At 59.2% G+C, this 25,839-nt stretch carries 30 protein-coding genes; 12 read left to right on the top strand and 18 right to left on the bottom strand.

Annotation, left to right across the window (positions count from 1 at the left end; genetic code table 11):
- Positions 1 to 143 precede the first annotated feature (143 nt).
- Complete coding sequence (locus MK208_RS17190; RefSeq protein WP_294118637.1) at positions 144 to 743, bottom strand: XRE family transcriptional regulator; 600 nt, start codon at positions 741 to 743, stop codon at positions 144 to 146.
- A gap of 194 nt (positions 744 to 937) precedes the next feature.
- Here MK208_RS17190 and MK208_RS17185 point away from each other — a divergent pair, with 194 nt between their 5' ends.
- Positions 938 to 1,324 (top strand): hypothetical protein, encoded by a 387-nt coding sequence (locus MK208_RS17185; RefSeq protein WP_294118636.1) that lies wholly within the window; start codon positions 938 to 940, stop codon positions 1,322 to 1,324.
- A 22-nt stretch (positions 1,325 to 1,346) separates the two neighbouring features.
- On the opposite strand, the gene MK208_RS17180 is transcribed toward MK208_RS17185, so the two are convergent.
- Positions 1,347 to 1,646 carry a zf-TFIIB domain-containing protein gene (locus MK208_RS17180; protein ID WP_294118635.1) on the bottom strand — a complete coding sequence of 100 codons (300 nt, stop codon included), beginning with the start codon at positions 1,644 to 1,646 and terminating at the stop codon, positions 1,347 to 1,349.
- Positions 1,647 to 2,152: 506 nt separating this feature from the next.
- Here MK208_RS17180 and MK208_RS17175 point away from each other — a divergent pair.
- Positions 2,153 to 2,656 carry a pyridoxamine 5'-phosphate oxidase family protein gene (locus MK208_RS17175; RefSeq protein ID WP_294118634.1) on the top strand — a complete coding sequence of 168 codons (504 nt, stop codon included), beginning with the start codon at positions 2,153 to 2,155 and terminating at the stop codon, positions 2,654 to 2,656.
- A 32-nt stretch (positions 2,657 to 2,688) separates the two neighbouring features.
- On the top strand, positions 2,689 to 3,093 hold the full coding sequence (locus tag MK208_RS17170; RefSeq protein WP_294118633.1) for a glyoxalase: 405 nt from the start codon (positions 2,689 to 2,691) through the stop codon (positions 3,091 to 3,093).
- Between the two features lie 111 nt (positions 3,094 to 3,204).
- Here MK208_RS17170 and MK208_RS17165 read toward each other — a convergent pair whose 3' ends face one another.
- The 3 genes from MK208_RS17165 to MK208_RS17155 are packed head-to-tail and all read right to left on the bottom strand — an operon-like array spanning position 3,205 to position 4,502.
- Entirely contained in the window at positions 3,205 to 3,705 is a 501-nt protein-coding gene (locus tag MK208_RS17165; protein ID WP_294118632.1) for a hypothetical protein, read from the bottom strand.
- A 21-nt stretch (positions 3,706 to 3,726) separates the two neighbouring features.
- Complete coding sequence (locus MK208_RS17160; protein WP_294118631.1) at positions 3,727 to 4,134, bottom strand: universal stress protein; 408 nt, start codon at positions 4,132 to 4,134, stop codon at positions 3,727 to 3,729.
- Positions 4,135 to 4,181: 47 nt separating this feature from the next.
- Complete coding sequence (locus tag MK208_RS17155) at positions 4,182 to 4,502, bottom strand: antibiotic biosynthesis monooxygenase family protein (RefSeq protein ID WP_294118630.1); 321 nt, start codon at positions 4,500 to 4,502, stop codon at positions 4,182 to 4,184.
- 217 nt (positions 4,503 to 4,719) lie between these two features.
- On the opposite strand from MK208_RS17155, the gene MK208_RS17150 reads away from it, so the two are divergent.
- Together MK208_RS17150 and MK208_RS17145 are read left to right on the top strand one after the other, a co-directional pair.
- On the top strand, positions 4,720 to 5,040 hold the full coding sequence (locus MK208_RS17150; protein WP_294118628.1) for a hypothetical protein: 321 nt from the start codon (positions 4,720 to 4,722) through the stop codon (positions 5,038 to 5,040).
- 75 nt (positions 5,041 to 5,115) lie between these two features.
- Positions 5,116 to 6,087, top strand: coding sequence for a LysR family transcriptional regulator (locus tag MK208_RS17145; RefSeq protein ID WP_294118627.1), 972 nt, complete (start codon positions 5,116 to 5,118; stop codon positions 6,085 to 6,087).
- 24 nt (positions 6,088 to 6,111) lie between these two features.
- Here MK208_RS17145 and MK208_RS17140 read toward each other — a convergent pair whose 3' ends face one another.
- On the bottom strand, positions 6,112 to 6,552 hold the full coding sequence (locus MK208_RS17140; RefSeq protein WP_294118626.1) for a low molecular weight protein-tyrosine-phosphatase: 441 nt from the start codon (positions 6,550 to 6,552) through the stop codon (positions 6,112 to 6,114).
- A gap of 113 nt (positions 6,553 to 6,665) precedes the next feature.
- On the opposite strand from MK208_RS17140, the gene MK208_RS17135 reads away from it, so the two are divergent.
- The gene (locus MK208_RS17135) at positions 6,666 to 7,367 is read left to right on the top strand and encodes an NAD-dependent deacylase (RefSeq protein ID WP_294118625.1); all 702 of its coding nucleotides are present in this window, start codon (positions 6,666 to 6,668) and stop codon (positions 7,365 to 7,367) included.
- 56 nt (positions 7,368 to 7,423) lie between these two features.
- On the opposite strand, the gene MK208_RS17130 is transcribed toward MK208_RS17135, so the two are convergent.
- The 6 genes from MK208_RS17130 to meaB form a co-directional block, all read right to left on the bottom strand.
- The gene (locus MK208_RS17130) at positions 7,424 to 7,930 is read right to left on the bottom strand and encodes a copper chaperone PCu(A)C (RefSeq protein ID WP_294118624.1); all 507 of its coding nucleotides are present in this window, start codon (positions 7,928 to 7,930) and stop codon (positions 7,424 to 7,426) included.
- Positions 7,931 to 7,977: 47 nt separating this feature from the next.
- A complete protein-coding gene (locus MK208_RS17125; protein ID WP_294118623.1) occupies positions 7,978 to 8,331 on the bottom strand; it encodes a hypothetical protein in 354 nt (117 codons plus the stop codon).
- Between the two features lie 100 nt (positions 8,332 to 8,431).
- A complete protein-coding gene (rpmB, locus tag MK208_RS17120; protein WP_168591376.1) occupies positions 8,432 to 8,722 on the bottom strand; it encodes a 50S ribosomal protein L28 in 291 nt (96 codons plus the stop codon).
- 155 nt (positions 8,723 to 8,877) lie between these two features.
- On the bottom strand, positions 8,878 to 9,576 hold the full coding sequence (locus tag MK208_RS17115; RefSeq protein ID WP_294118622.1) for a hypothetical protein: 699 nt from the start codon (positions 9,574 to 9,576) through the stop codon (positions 8,878 to 8,880).
- Positions 9,577 to 9,715: 139 nt separating this feature from the next.
- A complete protein-coding gene (locus tag MK208_RS17110; protein WP_294118621.1) occupies positions 9,716 to 10,387 on the bottom strand; it encodes a hypothetical protein in 672 nt (223 codons plus the stop codon).
- An 87-nt stretch (positions 10,388 to 10,474) separates the two neighbouring features.
- Positions 10,475 to 11,446, bottom strand: coding sequence for a methylmalonyl Co-A mutase-associated GTPase MeaB (meaB, locus tag MK208_RS17105; protein ID WP_294118620.1), 972 nt, complete (start codon positions 11,444 to 11,446; stop codon positions 10,475 to 10,477).
- A gap of 34 nt (positions 11,447 to 11,480) precedes the next feature.
- Here meaB and MK208_RS17100 point away from each other — a divergent pair, with 34 nt between their 5' ends.
- From MK208_RS17100 to MK208_RS17085, 4 genes are all read left to right on the top strand, one after another.
- A complete protein-coding gene (locus MK208_RS17100; RefSeq protein WP_294118619.1) occupies positions 11,481 to 12,224 on the top strand; it encodes a DUF3108 domain-containing protein in 744 nt (247 codons plus the stop codon).
- A gap of 49 nt (positions 12,225 to 12,273) precedes the next feature.
- A complete protein-coding gene (hrpB, locus tag MK208_RS17095) occupies positions 12,274 to 14,718 on the top strand; it encodes an ATP-dependent helicase HrpB (protein WP_294118618.1) in 2,445 nt (814 codons plus the stop codon).
- Positions 14,719 to 14,824: 106 nt separating this feature from the next.
- A complete protein-coding gene (locus tag MK208_RS17090) occupies positions 14,825 to 15,283 on the top strand; it encodes an NUDIX hydrolase (RefSeq protein WP_294118617.1) in 459 nt (152 codons plus the stop codon).
- Between the two features lie 91 nt (positions 15,284 to 15,374).
- Positions 15,375 to 16,856, top strand: a complete 1,482-nt coding sequence (locus MK208_RS17085) for an inorganic phosphate transporter (protein ID WP_294118616.1) — start codon at positions 15,375 to 15,377, stop codon at positions 16,854 to 16,856.
- Here the strand turns inward: MK208_RS17085 and MK208_RS17080 are convergent.
- From MK208_RS17080 to MK208_RS17070, 3 genes are all read right to left on the bottom strand, one after another.
- Positions 16,853 to 17,914, bottom strand: a complete 1,062-nt coding sequence (locus tag MK208_RS17080; RefSeq protein ID WP_294118615.1) for a 2-dehydropantoate 2-reductase — start codon at positions 17,912 to 17,914, stop codon at positions 16,853 to 16,855. The genes MK208_RS17085 and MK208_RS17080 overlap by 4 nt on opposite strands.
- 113 nt (positions 17,915 to 18,027) lie before the next feature.
- Complete coding sequence (gene argF / locus MK208_RS17075; RefSeq protein ID WP_294118614.1) at positions 18,028 to 18,954, bottom strand: ornithine carbamoyltransferase; 927 nt, start codon at positions 18,952 to 18,954, stop codon at positions 18,028 to 18,030.
- A gap of 11 nt (positions 18,955 to 18,965) precedes the next feature.
- Complete coding sequence (locus MK208_RS17070; RefSeq protein ID WP_294118613.1) at positions 18,966 to 20,147, bottom strand: aspartate aminotransferase family protein; 1,182 nt, start codon at positions 20,145 to 20,147, stop codon at positions 18,966 to 18,968.
- Between the two features lie 325 nt (positions 20,148 to 20,472).
- On the opposite strand from MK208_RS17070, the gene MK208_RS17065 reads away from it, so the two are divergent.
- Positions 20,473 to 21,357 carry a DMT family transporter gene (locus MK208_RS17065; RefSeq protein ID WP_294118611.1) on the top strand — a complete coding sequence of 295 codons (885 nt, stop codon included), beginning with the start codon at positions 20,473 to 20,475 and terminating at the stop codon, positions 21,355 to 21,357.
- Here the strand turns inward: MK208_RS17065 and MK208_RS17060 are convergent.
- Positions 21,354 to 21,773 carry a DUF4864 domain-containing protein gene (locus MK208_RS17060; protein WP_294118610.1) on the bottom strand — a complete coding sequence of 140 codons (420 nt, stop codon included), beginning with the start codon at positions 21,771 to 21,773 and terminating at the stop codon, positions 21,354 to 21,356. The genes MK208_RS17065 and MK208_RS17060 overlap by 4 nt on opposite strands.
- Before the next feature lie 131 nt (positions 21,774 to 21,904).
- Positions 21,905 to 23,557, bottom strand: coding sequence for a lysine--tRNA ligase (locus MK208_RS17055; RefSeq protein WP_294118609.1), 1,653 nt, complete (start codon positions 23,555 to 23,557; stop codon positions 21,905 to 21,907).
- A gap of 143 nt (positions 23,558 to 23,700) precedes the next feature.
- Here MK208_RS17055 and MK208_RS17050 point away from each other — a divergent pair, with 143 nt between their 5' ends.
- Positions 23,701 to 24,123 (top strand): tellurite resistance TerB family protein, encoded by a 423-nt coding sequence (locus MK208_RS17050; RefSeq protein ID WP_294118608.1) that lies wholly within the window; start codon positions 23,701 to 23,703, stop codon positions 24,121 to 24,123.
- A 16-nt stretch (positions 24,124 to 24,139) separates the two neighbouring features.
- Here the strand turns inward: MK208_RS17050 and MK208_RS17045 are convergent, their stop codons facing one another.
- Positions 24,140 to 25,786 (bottom strand): ATP-binding protein, encoded by a 1,647-nt coding sequence (locus tag MK208_RS17045; protein WP_294118607.1) that lies wholly within the window; start codon positions 25,784 to 25,786, stop codon positions 24,140 to 24,142.
- Positions 25,787 to 25,839 lie beyond the last annotated feature (53 nt).

The raw sequence follows: 25,839 nt of genomic DNA, 5'->3' as shown, positions 1-25,839 counted from the left end.
TGACCGGGAGAATAGGCAGTTTTGACATTTTGCTAAAACTTTTTTTAGCAAAGATAAATTTTTGAAGCGGGAATTTCAGCTTAAATCCAAAAATTGGATACAATATACTGAAAACACTACCCTTCTTTCCGCCATCCGCAAACTTAATTTTCTGCCGCTGTGCTCATTGGCGTGGTGCTGACCCACAACTCCACGGATTCCACGTCGCTCACGACACGCGAAAAATGCGGCTTTGCGGTGTTGTGGTGAATCACATCTCCCGGCCCCATGACAAACACTGCACCCTCCAAATGGTACTCAACCTCACCTGACAGCAGGTAGCAAAACACCTCTCCATCGTGGCACATTTTCTCGGATTCATGCCCCGGCGGACGGTGAATGATCTGCGAATGCATCAGCGCGCCAAGGAAGCCAGGTCCCAGTTTCTCATAAAAACGGCCCGCTGTGCCAAGCGCATAGGATTGTCGACGGTCTTTCTGGATAAACTCGGAGTAGGTCTCCGGCACGCTCAACAACTGCTCCACGCTGGTCTGCAACGCCGCCGCAATTGACATCAGCGAAGACAGCGACGGAGAGCTGATCCCACGCTCCACCTGCGAGATGAACCCAGTGGTCAGATCCGCCTCCTCCGCAACCGCATTCAACGTCTTGCCCAGCGCCTTGCGCCGCAACCGGATCGCCTGCCCCAGCTTCTCCGGCTGACCCTTCTGTTTTTTCTTTTTTGTTGTCGGGGACGCCGCCATCACGATCTCCATTGAATATTCTGGGAAAACTGCGGCCACACCATATCAGCGAAAAAAGATATGTATACTAAAATGAAATTTAGCAAAACTGCAAAAGGAAGGCGGCGCTGCACGCTGGATATCCGATAACATCCCCCTGCTTTTGCCTGACGCGCGATACCCGCCACACCCTGCTCCGATCAAAGGAGCCCTTCATGCAATTTGCCTGCCCTGCCGCCCTGCTCGGCCTCACCCTTTTGACCGCCTGTGCCACCCCACTGGAGCGCTGCATCTCCACCGCGCAATCCGAGGTCGCCACCCTACGCCGCGCCATCACAACCGCCGAAGACAATATCACCCTCGGCTACGCCATCCACCGCAGTTCCGAAAGCTATACTTATTATGACACCTGCTATGACAAAAAAGACCGCCCCTACAGCTGCCCGGAAACCCGCTACCGCACGGTAGAAACCCCGGTCGAGATCGACGTGGCGCAACAACGCCAACGCCTGAAAGCCCTGCGGCGGGACCTGCCCGCCGCCGAAGACCGCGCCCGCATGCAGGCACAGCATTGCACGGCCCTGCATCCACCAACCGGATAACAAAACCGCGTACTAAGAGATCTTAGAAGTCAAAAATATCGTCGAGGAAGCTGCTCATCTTTTTCTTCTTGCGCGGCTTGCCCTCATAGCGGCGCACATGGCCTTCGTCATAGCCACGCCCGTCATAGCCCCGCTGCGGCGCAGGCTGCACGTTCTCGGATGGGGGCGGGGGCGGCGGCGCGGCATAGGCACTTGCCCGCTCGATAATTTTATCCAGCTCCCCACGATCAAGCCACACGCCGCGACAGCTGGGACAATAATCAATCTCCACCCCGTTGCGGTCCGCAATCACCAGGGTTTCGCCGTCCACTGGACATTTCATCAAGCACGCTCCTCTTGTTTGATTGCTAAAAATCTAGGGTCCACTTCGCAAAATTCCAGTCTTCGCCACCGCGTTTCCCTCCACAACCAATCGATCTGCAGAACGGCATTCACAGCGCACAACACGCGAGCAGAAAAAATTGTCAATGTCTCCAGCGCCTTGCCTCTAAGAGACCACCAACCCAGAATTCCTGACAAAAATACTTGAAACGCATTACCTGAGTAAACTAGTCAACCTTTTGTTTTTAAACACTTTTTCCTTGAACCTGCCACCGACTCATCCTAAATAGGAGTCAACAGAGAGCGAGCCAGACCGGCCACTCACGTACGAAGCAAGCAATCAAGCAAGGCCCAGCCCACCGCCAGGTCCAGCCAGACAGCAAGCCACGCACGCAAGCAGACACGGTCCAGCTAGCTACACAATAACGGCGCCCAGGTTGATCCCAGGCGCCGTTTTTGTTGGTCTGCACCCTTTTGGCTCTTCTGAAAAACTGGCAACCTCGCACCATGACCAAATCCGACCCCATTCGTCCAACCGATGCTGACGCCCGCACCTTGGCCCGCGACCTTCTGTCCTCTGCCACTTACGCCGCGCTTGCCGTCACCGATCCCGCCACTGGCACCCCATCCGTGACCCGAGTGGCCCTCGCCACCGCGCCGGACGGCGCCCCGATAACATTGATCTCCGATCTGTCCAGCCACACTGGCGCGCTGCGCGCCGATGCGAACTGCGCTCTGTTGGTGGGGGAGCCTGGCGACAAAGGCGACGCGCTCACACACCCGCGGATGACCCTTCACGCAAAGGCATCATTTCTGGCAAAAGACAGTGAGGCACACACTCAAACCCGAGACCACTTCCTGTCACTGCGGCCCAAGGCCAAACTCTACGTCGACTTCCCCGATTTCTCTTTTGTGCGTTTTGACCTGTCTGGCGGCCTTTTGAATGGCGGTTTTGGCAAAGCCTTTCACCTGACATCTGAAGATGTGTTAGCGCCAACATCTTTCGCTTGACGCAAGGCAATGGCGCGCCCTACCGTCACGTCATGCCATTACACAGCTTAGATCACGCCAACATCGGCACCCAAAATCTCGACGTTATGATCCGCTTCTACGAAGAGGATCTGGGCATGACCAATGGCCCCCGACCCGACTTCGGTTTTCCTGGCGCTTGGATGTACCTTGGCGACAAGGCGGTGGTGCATCTGGTGGGCTCAACAAAACCGCTGATTGCGGGTGGCCATGAGATCGCCCTGGAGCACGCCGCTTTTGCCGCCACTGACATGCCCGGCTTCCTCGAAGTGCTCAAAGCGCACGATCTGGACTATTACCTCGGCTTCCCGCCCGGCTTCCCAATTGTGCAGGTCAACATCCACGACCCGGACGGCAACCACCTGCACGTGGATTTCCACATCGACGAGCTGCCCAAAGAGCTGCGTCCCGCGACTTAAACCGCCAAAACGTTAACGGAGGCGCGGTCAAAACCGCACCTCCGTGAAACAGCCACAATACCGACGCAATACCGACGTCAAAATCCCCACCGAGATCCCCGCTGTTAACCTTTACTGCAGCAGCGCTTTGGACGCTTCCACCGCATCTGCAATTGGCGAGAAATACCGCACTTCAATCGACGACCCGCTGCGCATCACTTCCGCCGCCTTATCTGCGCCCGCCATATACAGCTGGATCGCCTGCGGCATAGACTCCTGCGTCACCGCCTTGATCCGCCCGCCATTCACACGCTCGCGCCCGAGATTGGAATCGGTGTTTGCACGCACAAAAGAGTACAAGCCACGGTTCACGCGGGTCAGTGCCACTTCCGCCTCCCAATAGACCGAAGCCTTTGAAATCACACGCACAGTCTGGCTGTAGGTTTGACGCAGACAGTCAATGCGATACACCAGATCGACCTTGGCGCATTCGCTCACACCGTAGGTGAAAATATCTACCGTCCGCTTGGTCTGCTGATCGGAAAACCCGATGTCATCCTCAGCCATCGCCGGCTGTGCCACGATCCCCATCAAGGCCACTGCCGCCGCCTGCAACACTTTGACTACGCGCATATTCTGAGCCTTTCTCCCTGCCTACCGGGTCACATGTACCGCGCATTTGGCATGACGCACAACCTGTGCCGCCGTACTACCCAACACAATGTCTTGTACGCCGGGTTTGTGGGATGCGATCACAATGCAATCCACCGCGTTTGCCGCCCCCCATTTCACAATGGTCTTGCCCGCATGTCCTTCTTCTACAACGCCTTTTACGTTGGGAAGGTCGCCGCCCATAGCCTCCAGACTGGCCACAATCGCCGTCTGCGCCTCCGCCTGAAACCCTTCGGGCACATAGTTGATCACGTAACTCGGCACATTGGCCATCACATGCAACAGGCTCACCTGCCCGTCCTCATCAATCAACCGACGCGCCACCGCCACCGCCTCACTTGGATCATGGGCCTCGTCAAAGGCAACCGGCACAAGAATATGCTTATACATTTCAAACTCCTAACCAAGCACGACAACAACAGGTACAGGGTCAAACGTCAATCATAGGCCTGCAAAACGTCATACATCACCGGTTCAAAACTGCGGCAAAGTTGATTGATCTTGCGATTGCGCTCCCGCATCTCTTCACTGCGCAGCATCGCCTGAAAATCCTCCCGCCGCCGCCACTGCGAATAATTGGCAATCCGCGTCTGCGCGTCATTCACATGCAAGCCAGCGGCAATAAAACCGGGCTGTTTGGAGATGAATTGGTCATAAGCATCGGTCAGCGCATCCAGCAAATCCTGACAGGTGCCTGGCGTCATTTCGAAGGTGGTGATGACGGTTTGAAGCTCCGCCTCCTTAGAAATATTCGGCATAGGTTCCTCCTTGCTTTTCCTCAGCTTAGTCCACGCCCCTGCAAATTGACTAATGATTTTCCCTCCCCCCCATGCCCAAGCACCACATCCAGCGCCAGACACGCGCATGTGATTGCACCAGAAGTGATTTTGGGCCATATTGGCTTTGGTTTTCTGTCGGGCGAACCAGATGGCACAAAACACGCCACGTGGCCCGACGCAGAGAGATGAGGCACCCATGACCAGATTTTTTGCCGCGCCGCTTCTGGCGCTGATGCTTGTTCCCGCACTCCCGCAGCCCGTAGACGCCAACACGCTGAACCGCGCTTGCTTGCGCTCGGACCGCGACGGTGCGACCCGCCAAATGTGCCGTTGTATTCAGAAAACCGCGAACAAAAGCCTGTCACGCGCCGATCAACGCCTGGCCGCAAGCTTCATCAAAGACCCGCACAAGGCGCAGGAAATCCGCCAGTCGAACCAACGCAGCCATGAGATCTTCTGGAAGCGCTACAAGAAGTTTGAAACCAGCGTTGTGTCCAGCTGCAAACATCTGCGCTGAGGCTATTGCGCGGGCAAAAGCGCTTGACCCAAGGTCGCTCCCTATTCACAAAAGCCAAAGCTGGTGGAGGGACCTATGCTCAACAAAGGCGTCACATTGCGCGGCCTCGAAGTTTTTGAGGCACTCGCCGAGCACGGCTCTGTGGCGCGTGCATCCGAGATCACAGGCCTGTCCCAACCCGCGGTGTCACAGCAGATCCGCAACCTGCAAACCGCGCTTGGCACCGACCTGATAGATCACAGCAAACGCCCGATGCAACTCACCGCAGCAGGCCGCGCTTATCTGGTCCGGGCGCGGGAGGTCCTCTCACAACTGCGGTTGGCGCAATCCGAACTCACCGTGATGGACCTCACCCACCTGACGCAACTGTCGATGGGCATCATTGATGACTTTGACAACGATCTGACCCCGCGGCTGGTCACCAAACTGGCCGAGTCCATGACCCGCTGCCGCTTTCGCCTTGTGACCGCGCCAAGCCATGAGATCACAGACGCCATTCGCAACGGCGACCTACACCTGGCCATCACCGCCGTGGCTCCGGAAGCACTTGATGGCATAACAGAATACCCGCTTGCACAGGATCCGTTCATCCTCGTCGCACCCTCAGGTTACCTGCCTCCGAAAGGCGATATCACAACCGCGCTGCAAGAGCTCCCCATGCTGCGCTACGGTCAGGAACAGCTCATTGGCCGCCAAATCGAGGCCGCGCTGACCCGCGCCCAGTTTGAAGTGCCGCACCGTTTCGAAATTGGCTCCAACCCGTCCCTTATGGCTATGGTGTCACGCGGTATTGGCTGGGCAATCACCACACCGCTGGGCTATCTGCGAGCTGCCCGTTTCCACGATCAGGTTGACGCTCACCCGCTGCCGTTTGCACCGTTCAGCCGCCAAATCTCGCTGCTCGCCAGCGGCGACTGGGCCGACACGGTGCCGCGGGATGTGGCCCAAACCATGCGCGGCCTGATCCACGCCCATATGGTCAGCCCCGCTCTTGAGCGCTTCCCTTGGCTCGACGGAACCTTCAAGACCCTGGACACAGACAACTAGCCCAGTTTCCAAACTTCCAAAACTTCAGCCTGCCTCTAAGGCCGCTTTCAGCCCGCGCGCGCAGTCTTCGATCAGGTCCAGCGCCCCGTCAAAATCCCGCGTGTAATACGGATCTGGAACCTCGGACATGCCGCTCTCCGGCGCATAATCGGTGAACAGCCGCACTTCGGTGTCGCTCCCATCCGGGCGCAGCACCTCGATATTGGCGATGTTCTCTGCATCCATCCCAACGATCAGATCAAACCGCTCAAAATCGCGCGCCACAAACTGCCGGGCCCGCAAATCAGACAGGTCCACATCCCGCGCCAGCGCGGCCGCCTGCATCGGTCCATAAGGCGGCTTGCCCACGTGCCACCCCGCCGTGCCTGCGCTGTCGGTTTCCACCTCTGGCACCATGGCGCGAAACACGCCTTCTGCCGAAGGCGACCGACAAATATTGCCCAGACATACAAACAGAACCCGCATATTCTCTCTCCCTTGTGGTGCCCTAGCCATCGCCGCAACTGGCATATAGGTCAAGCACTTGCCTCTCTCTGTGCCACTTGCAACACTGCCTACAGCCAACATCAGGAGCCCTAATGTCACAGTCTTTCGTCATCCTCACCGGCGCCGGGATCAGCGCCGAAAGTGGCCTAGGCACCTTTCGCGACGAGGACGGCCTCTGGGCGCAGCACCGCATCGAAGATGTCGCCACACCGGAGGGTTTCGCCCGCAATCCCAAGCTGGTGCATGACTTCTACAACGCCCGCCGCGAGCAATCTGCAGAGGCTGAGCCCAATGCGGCCCATTTTGCGCTGGCAGAGCTGGAGGCCAAGTTTCCCGGCGCCGTGTTGATCGTGACCCAGAATGTGGACGGGCTGCACGAGAAAGCTGGTAGCCAGAACGTCTTGCACATGCACGGCACCCTGCACGGCGGCCTGTGTCACGCCTGCGATCACCGCTGGCCTGCCCCGCCCACCATGTCGCCAGATGATCCCTGCCCGACCTGCGGCGCGCCTGCCACCCGCCCAGACGTGGTCTGGTTTGGCGAAATGCCCTACGGTATGGAGCGCATTTCCAACGCTTTGGCGCAGGCCGATGTGTTTGTCTCGATCGGCACCTCCGGCGAGGTCTACCCGGCGGCCAATTTTGTCAACGAGGCCGACATGTTCGGCGCCCATACGGTGGAGTTGAACCTGGAGCCCTCTTCCGGTGTGTCACGCTTTGCCGAAACCCATTTTGGCCCCGCCACACAGGTTGTGCCGGAGTGGGTCGCCTCGGAACTCGCCCGCGCCAAATAGCAAAAGCCGATCCATAAGGACCGGCCCCACTGAATTTCAGCAAAGAAGCACGCCGCTTAACCGTCGGCCTTCTTCATGCCATGACCAGAATGGTCGCCATGCTTCATGGCCCCATGATCCGGCTTGCGCTCCAGATCCACAGGCACCTCCAGCGTCACATCCCCGGCCTTCTCGAAGGTCAGGGTGATGGTCACCACATCGCCATGCTCCAGACCACGGGTCAGGCCCATGAACATCACGTGATCGCCACCGCGCGCCAGCGCATGTTCACCACCCGCAGGCACGGCAAAGCCCTCTTTCACGTGCATCATTTTCATGTTGCCGTTTCCATCATCCATGTGTGTATGCAGCTCGGTACGCTTGGCCACATCGGAGCTCACACCAATCAAATGGTCGTCCTCCGCACCGGTGTTTTCGATCACCATAAAGGCGGCGCCCGCCTTGGCCATCTTGGAAGACACACGTGCATAGGCGTCATTTACGGCGATGATGCTTTCCGCAAAAGCAGGCAGGGCAAAAGCAACGGCAGCGGCCGCTGCGAGGGAAAGAGTTTTGAAGGACATATTGATCTCCTGTCCGGAAGGTTTTCTCTGTGGTTTGTGTGTTTGGATCAGAGAAAACCCAGCGGCGGCGCCCGCGCACTTTCCGCAATCAGACGAATCACGCCCTCGACAGCCACCTGAGGCAGCTGCAGCGCCTCGCTCCGACCCAGCACCTTACCGACATCGGCTTGGTCCAAGGCCACCCAGTTGAGCAGGGTGAAACTCACTTCGGGACAAAAATGCGCCGGTCCGGTGGGCTTGCCCTCGGCATCCACTGGCACCATCACCGCGCTTTCGCCAATGCAGTATTCCGCAAACCCCTCAGGGCCGGTCATGCCACGCGCAATGGCCATGCTGTGCCCGGTCAGAACCAGCACCAGCGCCATAACGGCGGCCACATATCTGCGCAAACGAAGCGTCATGGCCGCATATAGGCACGCCCTCTCAGGAATGTGAAGGCGACAAAAAGAAACAGCCCCGCAAAACTGCGAGGCTGTCAAAATCTTCAAAAGATCAGCACGATCAGGCGTTTGCGGCCTGTGCTTTGGCGATCTCTTTTTTGACTTTCAGAGCGTTCTCAGACAGCTCGGTGTCTTTTGCTTTCGCCATGAAGCCGTCCAGCCCACCGCGGTGGTCCACAGTGCGCAGCGCAGCCGCGGAGATACGGAATTTGAAACCACGGCCCAGAGTCTCAGACTGCAGGGTCACGTCATTCAGGTTTGGCAGAAACCGACGACGGGTGCGGTTTTTGGCGTGGCTTACGTTGTTGCCCGTCATCGGGCCTTTTCCGGTCAGTTCGCAACGGCGCGACATGGGTTCATCCTCGTTTTATCGGTCTACGGGGAGATCGACCCCGTCAAAGCAAATGGGCGCCGCCTAGGCTGCGCCCGGAAATTTGTCTGGCGTCATTAGGCCCATTTCGCGGGGGCGTCAAGTGATTCAGCCGCGCTTTGGCTGCATTTTGCCCGCTAACCTTCCGGCGCCAGATCTTCATTATCCGCAAGGCAGTTGCGGTTCCACCGGATTGTCATGCCCTGATCCCGGCGCGCAAAGATTTCCGGCAGGAAATTCTCAAAATTGCCAACCTCTTCCACCGAATGCAGCACCCAGGCGTAGTTCTTATCCTCATAGTAGATCCAGGGAATCATCACGCGATTGACCAACGGCTTAAGCCAGCCGCTTTCCACCCCAACCGTTAGGTGATTGGTGAACTTCGCGCCCTCTGGCCCATCCTCAAAGCGGAACTCCAGATCCGCCACGGTCACGCCTCGCCGCGTTGCCTTAAGCGCAAAGCGCTGCGCATCCAGCGCCACAACCTCCAGCCGTTCATCGAGGGCAAACTTCGGATTGCGCTGATAGGCCTCTTGAATGTTCAGAAAATCCCCTGCCTTGAGTGGCTCGTCTGGCGCGGCTTTTTCACTGTCCAACGAAATGTGATCCAGCGGGTGGCTCACCAGAAACGCCGGATATGTGTCCCCATCAATCACCAGAGTCAGGTCGGCATAAACACCATACCACCAGGTCAGCATCTCCGCTGTCACGTCCCGCACCGGTGGGTGGTCCACTTCAAACAACGTCCGCCCGTCCGGCAAATGCGTCACTGTGGAATGGGCATTGTCAAAGCTCTTAAGCTCCCAGCCAAATTCTCGCGGTTCCGGTAACTGCACGTACTTCTCCTGCGCTTGCGCAACTCAAGAGCTTGCATTGGCATCTGTCGCACATGCCAAAACAGCCGCTTTCAGACTGTGGGGTGATGCACCTCATAGCAAGAAAAATTCACAAGATACGTCGCGACAAACAGGGCGGTTAGCCCTCAGTATCTCGGTCCCAGACAATAAAGTCGCCTTGTTCACGCCGCGCAAATACCTCAGGTAGAAAACTTGCCCAAGAACTCACCTCTTCGACATTGTGCAGCATCCAGGCCTCCGTTTTCTTTTCATCAAACAGAAGCGGCACAAAAACCTGGTTGATCAGCGTTTTTGCCCAGCCATTGGCCACACCAACACAAAGCCGTGTGGATACTTCTAGCCCCTCCGGTGTATCGTCAAACGCATAACTCAAATCAGCAACGGTCAGACCAAGGCGGATTGCCCGCAGACCAAATCCCTGCTGATCCAGGCGCACGATTTGTACGGTTTCTGTGTTGCTATACTCTTGGCTCGGCCCATAGGCCTCAGACAGAGAAACCCGATCCCCAGGCCGCAATGGCCCGGACCACTCAGCGTCTGCCCGCCGTAAGTACTTGTGATCCCGCGGATGCCAAACCTTAAACGCATCAAAAACGTCACCATCGATCTGCAGCTTAAGGTGCGCATACACCCCGAACCACCAATGCACCATTTCGCAGGTGACTCCGGCAACAACAGGATGACGCACTTCCATAATGATACGCCCATCGCGGCTTTGGGTGAAAACCGTTTCGGCTTCCTCCAGTCCACGCAACGACCAATCAAATGCTCCGGGCGGAGGCAGCTCCATCACCCACTCCCAATCAACCAACCCTATAGGCCAATACGGTGAAAACCCTAAAAGGGCCCAAACAGGATCAGCTGATGATTGCGCGGATCAGGCGAGGTGATCAAGCATCTCTTTCGCCGCTTGGCCCGGGGTCATGGCGCCAGAGGCCACTTCGGCATCCAGTTTAGACAGTTGCCTTGGCGCCTCGCCCTGCTGCAGCCGCGCCAAAAGCCCCTGCCGCACTTCTTCGTGAAACCAGAACTGCGCCTGTGCCGCTCGCCGATAAGCCCAATGGCCCTCTTGCTTGCGCCACTCCGTAAGCGTCGTCATCTCGCCCCAAGCGTCGCTCAGCCCGTTTTCTTCCAGAGCGGAGACCGTCATCGCTTTTGGGAACCCGTCCGGGTCCTGCGGCCGCTTGCGCAACAATCGCAACGCGCCCGCGTAATCCGCACAGGTTCGCAGGGCCGTGGCCTTCAGATCGCCATCGGCCTTGTTCACAAGGATAACGTCCGCCATCTCCATGATCCCACGCTTCACACCTTGAAGCTCATCGCCCCCGGCAGGCGCCAGCAGCAACAAGAACAAGTCCGACATCTCCGCCACAACGGTTTCAGATTGCCCAACCCCCACGGTCTCGATCAGCACCACGTCAAAACCCGCAGCCTCACACAACGCCACGGCCTCCCGCGTCCGCCGCGCCACGCCGCCCAAATGGGTCTGGCTGGGCGAAGGGCGGATAAACGCATTGCGATCCCGGCTCAGCCGCTCCATGCGGGTCTTATCCCCCAAAATAGATCCGCCCGACCGCGCCGAAGACGGATCCACTGCCAGCACCGCCACACGCAAGCCCTGCGCGGTCAACATCATGCCAAAACTCTCGATAAAGGTGGATTTCCCCACCCCCGGCGTGCCCGACAACCCAATCCGCAGCGACTGTTTGCCCGCCTTGGACAGCTCATCCAACAGGGCCGTGGCCTGGACCCGATGATCGGGCCGCGCGCTCTCCACCAAAGTGATGGCACGGGCCAGCGCCCGACGGTCCTGTTTCAGTATTCTGTCGCGCAGATCTGCGATATCCATGGACAAGCCTGTATCTTTTTGATTGTGAGTCTTCATGCCGCGCATGACCCCATTTTGTCTACCCCGACCCGCCCACCTTCTCGCTTCACTGCTGCTCTGTGCCGCAGTTGGCTTGCCACATGCCGGGCAAGCCAACACTGAAACCCAAAAGTGGTCAGTGCACGCCTTTGGCTTCAAGGTCGGCGAATTGGATGTCGCCGCGCAGCAAACCCAAATCACATTTGCCGGCAAAGGCAGTTTCACCACAACCGGCCTCGCCGGTGCTCTGCGTCGCATCCGTTTCACCGTGCAAAGTCAAGGCGCCGTGCGTGGCAGCAACATCGCTCCGACTCGCTATGACGGCTTCATCGACACCGGCAAACGGGTCAGCGAAACCACCCTGACCTTCACAGGCACCCTGCCGCGCAAAACCGCTGGCGCTCAAACACCCGCCGCGCCGATCTCAGACAAAGCCAAACGCGGTGCGGTCGACCCGATGACCATGATGTGGCTCACCCTGCGCGATCAGGACGCGGATCAGCTCTGTACGCTGGACCAAAAGCAATATGACGGCACCCGCCTCGTGCGCATCACACTCACGTCCCGCCAAAACGGCGACGGCAAAGTCACCTGCGCAGGCACCTACGACCGCATTGGCGGCTATTCCGCCGAAGAACTGGCCGAGCTCAAAACCTCGCCGCTCTCCATCGTTTACACACCGGAAGGCGACCTCTGGCGCGCAACCGAGGTGCATCTCACCTCGCGCCACGGCAAGGCCAAACTCTTCCGCCGCGACTAACGCGCATCCCCCCTAGACGCCCCGTCCCCACGGGCCGATAAGGTGCCCTATGACGCAACTGCCCATCCACGACGCCCTCGATCCCCTTATCACTGCTCTGCGCGCCACCGGCCGCGCGGTCCTGCAAGCCCCGCCCGGCGCGGGTAAAACCACCGTTGTGCCACTCGCTATGCTGGAGGCGAACCTCACCGAGGGCCGCATCCTGATGCTGGAGCCGCGCCGTCTGGCCGCCCGTGCCGCAGCCGAGCGCATGGCGCAGACATTGGGGGAAACCGCAGGCCAAACTGTGGGTTACCGCGTGCGTGGTGAAAGCAAAACCTCCAAATCCACCCGCATCGAAGTGGTCACCGAAGGCATTCTCACCCGCATGATCCAATCTGATCCGGAACTCTCTGGCGTCGGCGCGGTGATCTTTGACGAATTCCACGAGCGCAGCCTGAATGCCGATCTCGGCCTCGCGCTCTGCCTCGAAATCTGCGACGCCCTGCGCGATGACCTGATCCTGCTGGCCATGTCCGCCACACTAGACGCAGAGCCGGTCGCCACCCTCATGGGCAACGCGCCGATGATCACGTCTGAGGGCCGCGCCTTCCCGGTGGAAACCCGCTGGCTTGACAGTCCTTTGCCCAAAAACACCCGTTTGGAAGAGGCCACCGCCCGCCTAATCACCCAGGCTGTCAACGAGACCGACGGCGGCGTGCTGGTCTTCCTACCTGGTGAAGGCGAAATCCGCCGCACGCAATCGCTGCTGAAACTGCCAGCGGACTGCACCGTGCACCCACTGTTTGGCGCCATGCCCTTCAAGGATCAGCAAGCCGCCATCCGCCCCGACAAAACCGGCCGCAAAGTGGTCCTCGCCACCTCCATCGCGGAAACCTCCCTCACCATTCAGGACGTGCGCGTAGTGGTTGACGCAGGCCGCGCCCGCCGCGCCCGCTTTGATCCCGGCTCCGGCATGTCCCGCCTTGTGACCGAACGTGTCACCCGTGCCGAAGCCACACAACGTCAGGGCCGTGCCGGTCGTGTCGCCGAGGGTATCTGCTACCGCCTCTGGACCAAGGGCGAAGAAGGCGCGCTCCTGCCCTTCCCCCCCGCTGAAATCGAAGCCGCCGACCTCACCCGCCTCGCGCTGGAGCTCGCCCTCTGGGGCGCCGCCCCCACCGACCTCGCCCTTTTGACGCAGCCCAACCCCGGCAGCTTTGCCGAGGCGCAATCCGTCCTGCACATGCTGGGCGCGCTGGACGGAGACAATCGCATCACCGCCCATGGCAAAGCCCTTGCCAAACTGCCACTGCATCCCCGCCTCGCCCACATGCTGGCCACCGCAGGCCCGCAAGCCGCGCCCATGGCCGCACTGCTCGCCGCGCGCGACCCCCTCACCCGCGGCGCGCCCGTGGATCTCGCTCTGCGCATCGAGGCCCTGACCGATCTCAAGTCCTTCACCGATCGCCGCCCCTACGGCGTCAACCGCGCCGCGCTGCACAGCATCCGCGACGAGGCCAAACGCCTCGCAAAATCCGCCAAAGGCAGCGATCCTAAGCCGCGCAGCGCCGCAGAACTCGCCGCGCTGTCCTACCCGGACCGCATTGGCCTGCACCGCAAAGGCGACGCCCCGCGTTTCGTGCTTTCTGGCGGCAAAGGCGCCATTCTAGACGACGAAGACCCGCTCGCCGCCACCCGCCTGATTGTGGTGACAGACACAGACGGCAACCCGCGTGAGGCGCGCATCCGTCAGGCCATCCAAATCTCCGAAGGCCCAATCCGCGAGCTGTTTGCCGATCAGATCGCTTGGCAAGACAACTGCCACTGGTCCAAACGCGAGCGCCGCGTCATTGCCCGCCGTCAGGAAATGTTCGGCGCTGTCGCGCTGGACGACCGCATCTGGAAAGACGCCCCGGATGATGCCATCGCCGCCGCAATGCTCGACGGGGTGCGCGACCTCGGCATCACGCTCTCCCCTGCCGCGCAACGCTTTGTGGCCCGTGTCGAGCTGATCCGCGCCGCCGGTCACGACCTGCCCGACATGACGCCCGATGCGCTTATGTCCACCATCGATGACTGGCTTCTGCCACATCTCTCCGGCGTAAAAACCGCCGACCACTGGAAGAAATTCGACCTGCTGGACTCCCTGCGCGCCCGCCTCGACTGGAACCAGATGCAACTGGTGGATCGACTAGCCCCCGCGCATTTCACCACGCCGCTGGATCGCAAAATCCCCATCGACTATTCCGGCGAAAACCCAGAAATCACCCTGCGCCTGCAAGAACTCTTTGGCCAAACCACCCACCCGATGGTGGGCAACACCCCGCTGCGCGTGACCCTGCTCTCGCCGGGGCAAAAACCAGTGCAAACCACCATGGACATCCCCGGCTTCTGGGCCAGCTCCTACGCCGACGTGCGCAAGGACATGCGCGGCCGCTATCCCAAGCACCCCTGGCCCGAAGACCCCACTCAGGCAGACCCAACTTTGCGCGCAAAACGGCGCAAACAATAAGTGTATTTTCCAGTCATCTTGACGTTTTGCTAACCAAAACGTATATACAAAAGAACGACAAAGAAACGACCCGATACAAAAACCGAAAAAAGCCGAGCAGCCGTCCATGACCAACGCCCTGAAAACCGCCTTTGACAGCGTGATTGCCCCCCTGTGGCGTCGTCCACGCCGCATTCAGGTGGCCGCGCTCTGCACGCGTGAGAAACAGGGCGCAACCGAGGTGCTCCTGATTACTTCACGTGACACTGGCCGCTGGGTGCTGCCCAAAGGCTGGCCCATCACTGGCCTTGATGCACCGGGTGCCGCCCTGCGCGAAGCCTGGGAAGAAGCGGGCGTGAAAAAGGCCAACATCGATCGCGAACCCGTCGGCATCTATGGCTATGACAAGCGTCTCGATGGCGGTTTGGAAATCCCGGTGGACGTCACTGTGTTTGAAACCGAAGTAAAAGAACTGGTCGACGATTTCCCAGAGGCGGACGAACGCACCCGCAAATGGGTCCCTGCGCAGGAAGCCGCCGATATGGTGAACGAACCACAGCTTCAGGCCCTTCTGAGAGAATTGTAATCCTTTCGTAACGCATTTGTAACGAAATCGTTGCAATGACCCGGCGACGGGGGTAGCCCCCCCGTACGACGTAAAGCCGGGATTCTTTGTCATGACCTCGCCAAACTCAGGCAAGAAGTGGTCCACTCTGGACCGTGACCTCAACCGCATCTCCCATTTGGAATCTGCCACACTCTATGTCTCCCGCCCTATGGTCGGGTTTGGCATTGCGATTGCCTTCATTGTGCTCGCAGGTGTTGCCGCAGGTCTTCTGTCTGGCAGTGACTCCAACACAATGATCATCATCGCCGCCGCCGGGATTGGCGCCTATATGGCGATCAACATCGGTGCCAATGATGTGGCCAACAACATGGGCCCCGCTGTGGGGGCCAACGCGCTCACCATGGGCGGCGCGATTGTGATTGCCGCCTTTTTTGAAAGCGCCGGGGCTTTGCTGGCCGGGGGCGACGTGGTTTCGACCATTTCCAAAGGCATCATCGATCCTTCTGGCATGGCCAACACCACCATCTTCATCTGGGCCATGATGGCCGCGCTGATCTCCTCCGCGCTCTGGGTGAACCTCGCCACATGGGTCGGCGCGCCGGTCTCCACCACCCACTCCGTTGTAGGGGGTGTGATGGGCGCAGGCATCGCCGCCGCAGGTTTCGCGGCCGTGAACTGGCCCACCATGGCCAAAATCGCCGCGTCCTGGGTGATTTCTCCAGTGCTGGGCGGTGTAATCGCCGCCGCATTCCTGGCCTTCATCAAGGTCAAAATCATCTATCAAGACGACAAAATCGCCGCCGCCCGTCGCTGGGTGCCAGTGTTGATCGGCATCATGGCCGCAGCGTTTGCATCTTACTTGGCCCTCAAAGGTCTCAAAAAGATCATCAAGATTGACCTGCAAACTGCCCTGCTGATTGGTGTTGCCGTGGGAGGCCTGTTCTACGTGGTCTCCGCACCACTCATCCGCAAACAATCTGAAGGCCTAGAGAACCGCAACAAGTCCCTCAAAGTGCTGTTTGGCATTCCGCTGGTGTTCTCCGCCGCGCTCTTGTCTTTTGCCCATGGCGCCAACGACGTGGCCAACGCGGTTGGCCCACTGGCCGCCATCGTGCACGCCGCCGAGTTTGGCGAATTTGCCGCCAAGGTTTCCATCCCCAACTGGGTGATGATCATCGGCGCGTTTGGGATCTCCTTTGGCCTCTTCCTGTTTGGCCCCAAGCTGATCCGCATGGTCGGTGAGAAGATCACCAAGTTGAACCCAATGCGCGCATATTGTGTGGCCCTGTCCGCCGCGATCACCGTGATTGTCGCCTCTTGGTTGGGCCTGCCGGTCAGTTCCACCCATATCGCCGTGGGCGGCATCTTTGGCGTTGGCTTCTACCGCGAATGGCACGCCGAGCGCCGCCTGCGCAAAACCGCCGTACAACGCCCGCCTGAAAAACGCATCGCGCCAGAAGAACGCCGCCGCCGCAAGTTGGTGCGTCGCAGCCACTTCATGACCATCGTCGCAGCCTGGGTCATCACCGTGCCCGCCGCCGCATTGATGTCGGCTGCAATCTTCTACGCGCTCAACACGCTGAGCAGCTAAACTTCCCCGTCTGCGGGCGCATCTAGTGTCCGCAGACGGCTTTGCACCTCCTGTGCTGTGAGATTGGGCGCACCCGCACCAAGTACCTCAACCTCTCGGATCATCTCTGCAAGGCCCGCATTGATCGGCGCCGCGACATTGGCCTGACGCGCCAATCGCACAATCTTGCCCTGCAGCTCGTCAATCTCGGTCCCACGCCCCTTCTCAAGGTCCTCCCACATGGAGCTGCGCGCGTTGGGATCAATCAACAGCATGGTCTTCGCCACCAGCCGAAATACCCATGTCGGCAGCCGCAAAATCCGTGGCACCAGCTCCATTGGCACCTTTGCCACAGGGTTTTGAAAAGCGACATCCGCCGCCTGCAGCACCGCCAAAGCTTCCGCCATCTGCGCCGCCATCAACCGCCGCCAGTCCCGGTCGCCAATCTGCTCCCTCAGCGGCAGCCCCGACAGCGCATTCAACGCGTTGTTGAGATTGATCAGCAGCTTGCCCCATTGCACAGCTGCGATGTCGCCATGCTCATGCACATGCAAATCCGGCACGTTCAACTGCCGACCCACATGCCCCTGGCCGCTCTCGATAATGATGTCACCACTGGTGCCGCGATGAAACCGGCCTCCGCCGACCCAGACCACATTGAACGGCACCATGCCTGCGCGCACATCCCAACCCGGCAACATCTCCTGCAGCAGTGCCGCATTCTCCACACCGTTTTGCAGGCTCACCACCACAGCCTCCGCTGGCGCATGCGCAGCAATCTGCGCCGCCATCTCCTCCGTGGCGCCACTTTTCACCGTGACCAACACGATGTCCGCCGCCGCCAAACAGGCTGGGTCCGTGCTCATCGCAAACCGATCCGGGGCCAAAGCTGCATCGAGCGCTCCAAAGTCGGTCAGCGTCAACCCATTCTGCGTGATCTCCTCCGCCGTTCCCGCCCGCAGCAGCAGCGTCACATCCTGACCACTCCGCGCAAACAAGCCACCAACGAAACACCCAATACTCCCGGCTCCAGCCACCACAATCCTGGGCGCACCGCTACGCCCTTGCGTCTCCCCCATCACGCGCTCCCTCTGTCCTTTCGCGGGATAAGCTTAGGCGCAGGATGCGCCCCCAAACAACAAAAAGGGCGCCAACTATGCTGACGCCCTTACGTTACTTATTGCCGCGAACCTTAGTTCTGAAGGCACCACTTCATGATCGCCTTCTGCGCATGCAGCCGGTTTTCCGCTTCGTCAAAGATCACCGAGTTCGGCCCATCCATGACGGCATTGGTGGCTTCTTCATTCCGGTGCGCCGGCAGACAATGCATGAACAGCGCATCGTCATTGGCATGGCTCATCAGCTCTTCGTTCACCTGGAATGGACGCAGCTGGTTGTGGCGACGCTCCCGTGCGGACGGCGCATCATGCATGCTCACCCAGGTGTCCGTCACCACAAGGTCAGCGCCTTGTACCGCCTTCACAGGATCACGTTCGATCTCCACCTTCACGCCTTTGGCACGGGCTTCATCGATAAACACCTGCTCCGGGTCCAGAGTTTGCGGGCCAGTGAAGGTCAAATCAAAACCAAACTGCCCCGCCGCATGAGCAAAGCTGGCAAACACGTTGTTGCCGTCACCAGACCACACAACCTTCTTGCCCGCAATCGGCCCGACCTTCTCTTCAAAGGTCAGGATATCCGCCATGATCTGGCACGGGTGTGTGCGGTTGGTCAGCCCGTTGATCACCGGCACGGTGGCGTTCTCCGCCATCTCGAGCAGCGTGGCCTCTTCAAAGGTCCGGATCATGATCAGGTCGACATAACGGCTCAGCACCTTGGCAGTATCCGCCACCGTCTCGCCATGTCCCAGCTGCATCTCAGAGCCAGACAGAACCATGGTCTGCCCGCCCATCTGGCGCACGCCGACATCAAAACTCACCCGCGTCCGCGTCGACGGCTTTTCAAAGATCAGCGCAACCATGTGATCTTTCAGCGGCAGGTCATCATCCTGCGCGCCTTTCGGGCGACCATTGCGGGCGTTTTTGATCGCCTTCGCGCTGTCGATCATGCTACGCAGATCGTCCACGCTGGTCTTATTGATATCCAGAAAATGCTTCATCTCTATAGTCCTTAACCTTCCGCGCCCACTTGCGCTGCTGCCTTCTCCAGCCGCACAACGGCCTCGGCAATCTCTTCATCTGTGATGTTCAATGGTGGCAACAAACGCACCACATTGTCCGCCGCAGGCACGGTCACAACCTCATGGTCATAACCTGCCGCCACAACGTCACCACAGGCCGCCTTGGAGCATTTGAGCCCCAACATCAGCCCGGCGCCACGCACCGCTTCAAAGACGTCCGGATGGCTCGCAACCACCCCTTCCAGTTTCTGCCGCAACAGACCCGCCTTGCGGTTCACCTCCGCCAAAAACGCCTCATCCGCGACCACATCCATGACCGCGCCACCCACGGCGCAGGCCAGCGGGTTACCGCCATAGGTCGAGCCATGGGTGCCCGCCACCATGCCGCTCGCGGCCTCTTCCGTGGCCAGCACCGCGCCCAGCGGGAAGCCCCCGCCGATGCCTTTGGCAACCATCATGATGTCTGGCGTCACACCGGCCCATTCATGGGCAAACAATTTGCCGGTCCGGCCCACGCCACATTGCACCTCGTCCATGATCAGCAGGATCCCCGCCTCATCACAGATCGCCCGCAATGCCTTGAGGTCCTCATCCGCCATTGGACGAATACCGCCTTCACCCTGCACAGGTTCCACAATGATGGCCGCGGTCTGATCAGAAATCAGCGCCTTGGCCGCCTCCAGATCACTCCAAGCCACCTGATGGAACCCCGGCAACAGTGGTCCGAAGCCCGCCACAAGCTTCTCCGCCCCCGCCGCGGCAATCCCGGCGGAACTCCGACCATGGAACGCGCCTTCAAAGGCGATGATCTCCACCCGCTCCGGCTGGCCCTTGTCGTGCCAATACTTGCGCGCCATCTTCACCGCCAACTCACAGCACTCAGTGCCGGAGTTTGTGAAGAACACCGTATCCGCAAAGGTGTTGGCGACCAGCTTGTCCGCCAGCGCCTCTTGCTGCGAAATGTTGTAGAGGTTGGACACATGCCACAGCTTACCGGCCTGTTCGGTCAGCGCCTCCACCAACACCGGATTGGCGTGGCCCAGCACATTCACAGCAATGCCCGCACCTAAGTCCAGAAAACGTCGGCCATCCGCCTCGATCATCCAGCTTCCTTCGCCCTTCTCAAACGTGAGGGCGGCGCGGTTGTACGTCGGCAAAACGGACGGGATCATGTCGATCTTCCTTTTCAGATCATGAGCCTTTGTGACTGCATCACTTGGGGCATTTGCGTCAATGTTTTTGAGAGGTTGTGCGCCACTTTGCAGCGCAAGGGATCAAGGGCCGGTCACGCAATAGCGCGTCGGCGTCGTACAAAGAGGATATCTGTGCGTTTGATCATGCGCCCTGCCTAGAGGCATCAGCGACAAATAGGAACCCCTATCTTTCGTTTCGCGTAAATTTTGTGACATCTGCGCAAATCGGCAGAGTCTCCCGCACCACACAAAGCGCTCAAAACCGCCACTTGTCAGTCCGAAACCGCAGGCGCATAACCACCTCATGAGCGAACAGTCCCTGCCCCGCACCAATCCGGCCCTTGCAGCCGCGCTGACCCTCGCGGCCTCCGCCTTTGCGGCGGGCACCACTTTGCTGGCCAAGGCATTGGGCACTGGTGCCTTGGGACCGGAGCTGCATCCGCTGCAAATCAGCCACGGGCGCTTCCTCTTTGCGTTTTTGGGGTTCGCCACTGCTGCAATGATTGTCCGCCCTCAAATCACCCGCCCCCATTGGGGGCTGCACATTGGCCGCTCAACTTTGGGCTGGGGCGGCGTGACGCTGATGTTTGCCGCCGCCGCCTTTATCCCGCTGTCAGACGCCACCGCGATCAGCTTTCTGAACCCGGTGGTCGGAATGCTGCTGGCGATCCCGTTTCTCGGTGACAAGATCGGCCCGTGGCGTTGGGGCTCTGCCGCATTGGCCTTCACCGGTGCCATGGTGCTCACCCGTCCGGGAGCCGGCGCTCTGGAGTTCGGCGCTTTGCTGGCTTTGGGCGCGGCCTGCGCCATGGGCGGCGAGCTGATCTTCATCAAGAAGCTCACAGGCCGCGAACGCCCTTTCCAAATCCTGCTCATCAACAACGCCATTGGCCTGACCATCGCCACGGTCGCGGCCGCTTTTGTCTGGCAAATGCCTACCTTGCAACAATCGGCGGCACTGGCGGGCATCGGTCTGCTGATGGCCTCTGCACAAACCTGTTTCATCAACGCCATGCGCATGGCCGACGCGAGTTTCGTCAGCCCGTTTTTCTATACGTCGCTGGCATTTGCCGCGCTTTATGACGCCGCGGTGTTTTCGGTGTTGCCAGACGCGATCAGCTGGCTCGGAGCTGGCATCATCCTCTGTGCCGCCGCCATTCTGGTCTGGCGCGAGGCCCGTACCCGCTAGGCGCCCACGTCTTTTGGCTGCAGCAGTTGCACCGCCGCAATGCGCCAGCTGTCACCATCGCTAATCATCAGATACTCCAGCGCATGCACCACGCCTGCACCGTCTTTCACCAGCACTCGCTGCCACAACGCATTGCCCTCGGCGCGCAGCTCGCCAAACCGCACATCCTCGGCGCGATGCACCATCGGATAGCCGCGTTTGACCATCACGCCAAAGTTCTCCGGCGTGCCAAACATCCGCTGAATATTATCTGCAGCAAAAGTGAAGGCATCGGCAAAATCGTCTTTGGCAAATGCCGCCATCTGACTGTTGATCACCGTCTGGATTTCCGTGGCGGCACCGCCTTCCTGCGCTTTGGCGCCTTGCGTTCGGGCAAACTCCATCACAACCACAATTGCGAGCAAAACATGTTTCATGGCGCACCTCCCTTGCAAGAGACTACGCCCACCATCGGCCCGCAGATCATTTCACGCCTTTAGCGCCTGCCTCAAAACCAAAAGGCCCCGCCAAAGCGGAGCCTTTCAAAACGTTGCCCATAATGCGGGTTTTACTCAGCCGCGGTCAACTCACCGGCCAGTGCCTTATGGATCAACGCAACGGTTTCTTCCACGCCGTACAGCGCAATGAAGCCACCAAAACGCGGGCCCTGGCTGGCGCCCAGCAGCACCTCATAGATCGCCTTGAACCAATCGCGCAGCGGTTCAAAGCCATGCGTTTTACCGATGGCAAACACGATAGACTGCAGGAACTCTTCGTCCCCAAAATCCGGCTCCGGCAGCGGATCGTCATTGCCAACCAGCGCATTCTTGGCCGCAATCACCGCCAAAGCCGTTTCTGCAGAGCTTAGCGCCCCAGCCAGATCTTCCAACGCACGGCGCTCTTGCTCGGTTGGCGCACGATACACTTTCGCTGGCTTCACAAAGTCGTTGAAGTAACGCACGGCATGGCCCGCGGCGGCATCCATTCCCGGATGGGTCTCTGCGGTCGCCTCAGGCGCATATTTGTTGATGAAGCCCCAAAGCGTGTCTTTGTCCTCGGCATTGGACACAGACGCAATGTTGAGCAGCATGGAATACGGCACCATCATATCAGACTGTGGCACGTCGCCACCGTGAATATGCCACACCGGGTTGTTCAGCTGTGCCTTGATGTCCTGCGTATGATACGCCCGCAGCTGTTGGTGATATTCGTCTACCGCCTTCGGAATCACATCAAAATGCATGCGTTTGGCGGTCTTTGGCTTCTGGTACATGAAGTACGCGAGGCTTTCTGTGGAGGCATAGGTCAGCCACTCGTCAATCGACACACCGTTGCCAGACGACTTGGAAATCTTCTGGCCGTTTTCATCAAGGAATAGCTCATACGAGAAGTGGTTCGGCGCCCGCCCCCCCAACACACGACAGATCGCATCATAGATTTTCTCGTTGGTGGCGTGCTCTTTGCCATACATCTCAAAGTCCACCCCCAGCGCCGCCCAGCGCGCGCCAAAGTCTGGCTTCCACTGCAGCTTAACGTTGCCACCGGTCACCGGCACGGTCCACTCTTTGCCGGTCTCATCGTCAAAGGTCACCGTATAGGTCTCTGCACAGACCTTTTTCATCGGCACATACATGACGCGACCGCTTTCCGGGTGCAGCGGCAAGAAGATCGAATAGGTCGCCGCGCGCTCCTCACGCAGGGACTTCAGCATGATCGCCATAACCTCGTCATAGCGCTCCACGGCACGCTTCAGAATCTCGTCAAACTGACCGGATTCATAAAACTCTTTGGCGGAGTAGAACTCATACTCAAAGCCAAAGGTGTCCAAGAACCGCCGCAGCATGGCGTTGTTGTGCTCCCCAAAGCTGTCATGTGTGCCAAATGGATCCGGCACCGAGGTCAGCGGCCGCTGCAAATGCTGCTCCAGAATTTCTGGGTTCGGCACATTGGATGGCACTTTGCGCATCCCGTCCAGATCGTCCGAGAAACAGATCAACTTGGTGGGAATGTCGCTGATCGCCTCAAAGGCGGTCTTGATCATCGTGGTCCGCGCCACTTCGCCAAAGGTGCCGATATGTGGCAGGCCGGAGGGACCGTAGCCTGTCTCAAACAGCACGTATCCCTTCTCCGGCGCACCCTTTGCGTAGCGTTTGAGAAGCTTGCGCGCTTCTTCAAAGGGCCAGGCTTTGGATACGAGGGCTGCGTCGCGCAGGTCAGACATTGTCCATCTCCGATGTCGGGATTGGTTTCAGCAAATTCCTGCCAAGCGCCTCATTGCACCTGACAATCCGCCGCTTCCTATTGCTCCTTGCGGGGTCAGTCAATATTCTGCACCGCAACAAGGCTATTTCAAAGGAATTCCCAGTGCCGGATAAGACCCCAACCACCCTCACGCCACAAGACTGCCTTGTCGCCGTGATGATTGCCGTGTCGGCCTCTGACGAAAACATCCGCACCGCAGAGCTGGTCAAAATCCAGGTCGCCGTGAACAACCTGCCGGTCTTTGCCGAATATGACATCGACCGCATGCAGCACGTCAGCCAACTGGTGTTTGAACTGTTTGAGCAAGAGGACGGTCTCGCCGCGCTGTTTGGTCTGGTGCGTCACGACCTGCCTGCGCACCTGTTTGAAACCGCCTATGCGCTGGCCTGCGATGTCGCCGCCGCCGATGGCACGCTGGCGGAAACCGAACTGCGCATCCTCGAAGAAATCCGCTACGAGCTGGAAATCGACCGCCTGCACGCCGCCGGCATCGAGCGCGGCGCCCGCGCCCGTCACATGGTCTGACATAAACCTGCGGTTATCAGGTCTCGCCTGATGACCGCGCCGCGCTTGCAACCATCGACAGCAGCTCGCGCTTGCGGAATGGCTTGCTCAGAAAGTCATCCATTCCCGCTTCCAGACTGGCGTCAACATCACTGGTCTGCGTGTTGGCTGTCAGCGCAATGATTTTACACGGCTTCAGATGTCTCTCAGCCTCAAGCGCGCGAATTTGGCGCGTGGCTTCCAGCCCTCCCATGACCGGCATCAGCAGGTCCATAAGAACCACATCCCAATCGCCCGCCTCAAAGGCCGCCACAGCCTCTTGCCCGTCTTCGACAAAGGTCAACTCCGCCTCGGTTGGCGCCAGCATCTTTTTCACCACCAACTGGTTGGTCTTATTGTCTTCCGCCACAAGCACTCTCAGCCCCTTAAGGTTGGGCAGAGCACTTGCGTCCGCTGGCGCACGTTCTGGCGAGGACACAAATTCAAAGTCCAGCCGCGGCGGGTGATCGGTGTCGCCCAGCGCCTCTGCCCGATCCCGCGCCGCCCGCACGTCTGCCGAGGTGGCGGTCGGGAAGTTCAAACAGACCTTAAAGGTCGAGCCCTCACCTCTGGTGCTCTGCACCGACACTTTCCCCCCCATGCGCTCCACCACCGCCCGGGTGATCGCCAACCCCAAGCCGGTGCCTTCTTCTCTCTGCATTTCCGGCCGATCGACCTGTTCAAACGCCGAAAACACCATCTCCTGATCTTCCGGCGCAATGCCAACACCGGTATCTGACACCGCGATCCGCAAAGGCAGCACCGCGCCTTCCTCGTAGGTGACCCCCACGCGGATCTGACCGGTTTCGGTGAACTTGATCGCATTGCCCACCAGGTGGAGCACCACCTGCCGCACCCGGGTGCCATCACCCACAAAAGCGTCTGGCGCGTCTTGTGCGTAGTCCTCCACCAGCGCGAGCCCTTTGTTCAACGCCCGCGGGCCCAACAAGGTCACCGTTTCCGAAATAAGGTCTCGCAAGGAAAACGCCTCGACGTGCAATGAAATCTTTTCGGATTGGATTTTTGAGAAATCCAACACGTCGTTCACAATTTCCAGAAGCGCATTTGCAGAATTGTAAATCGTCTCGGAATACAGCCGCTGCTGATCGTCCAGTACAGTGTCTCGCAACAGCTCGCACATGCCCATGATGCCATTCATCGGCGTGCGAATTTCATGGCTTACATTGGCCAAAAAACGCTCCTTGGCGCGCACCGCCTGCTCAGCTTTGTCTTTGGCGATCCGGGTGAGTTCCAGCGCGTCGTCCCGTTCTTTATGGGCAGACACATCCATGGACGAGCCCACAAGATGGGTCAGCTTGCCCGCCCGATCGAACAACGGACTCAAGGTTGTGCGCATCAGGGCTACACGGTTGCCCTGAGGAAAAGGCACCTCATAGGTCACCTCTTCGGCCTGCGCCACAACGCTCAGATGATGCGCCAGCCCGCGTTGCCCAACAACGCCGCCAAACACCTCAAGCGCGGTCTTTCCGACAATTTCTTGCCAAGTAAACTCCGTATGCTCCAGCGCCGGCGCATTGGCTGCCACATAACGCGGCATACCGTCTTGTCCAATTTCCAGTACAAAAACAGCAAACGCAATCGAGTCCAATAAGGCAAACGGATTGATCTGTTCACTGTCTTTCAAAGCTATCCCCTTGGTGCCTCCGCGCACCTCCACCCAAACCGGCATATCGCGAT

Origin of the sequence: Shimia sp. (genome assembly GCF_022448905.1) — a bacterium.
Taxonomy (GTDB): Bacteria; Pseudomonadota; Alphaproteobacteria; order Rhodobacterales; family Rhodobacteraceae; genus Shimia.
Note: the sequence above shows the minus strand (reverse complement) of the source record. Positions and strands in the feature narration are given on the sequence as shown.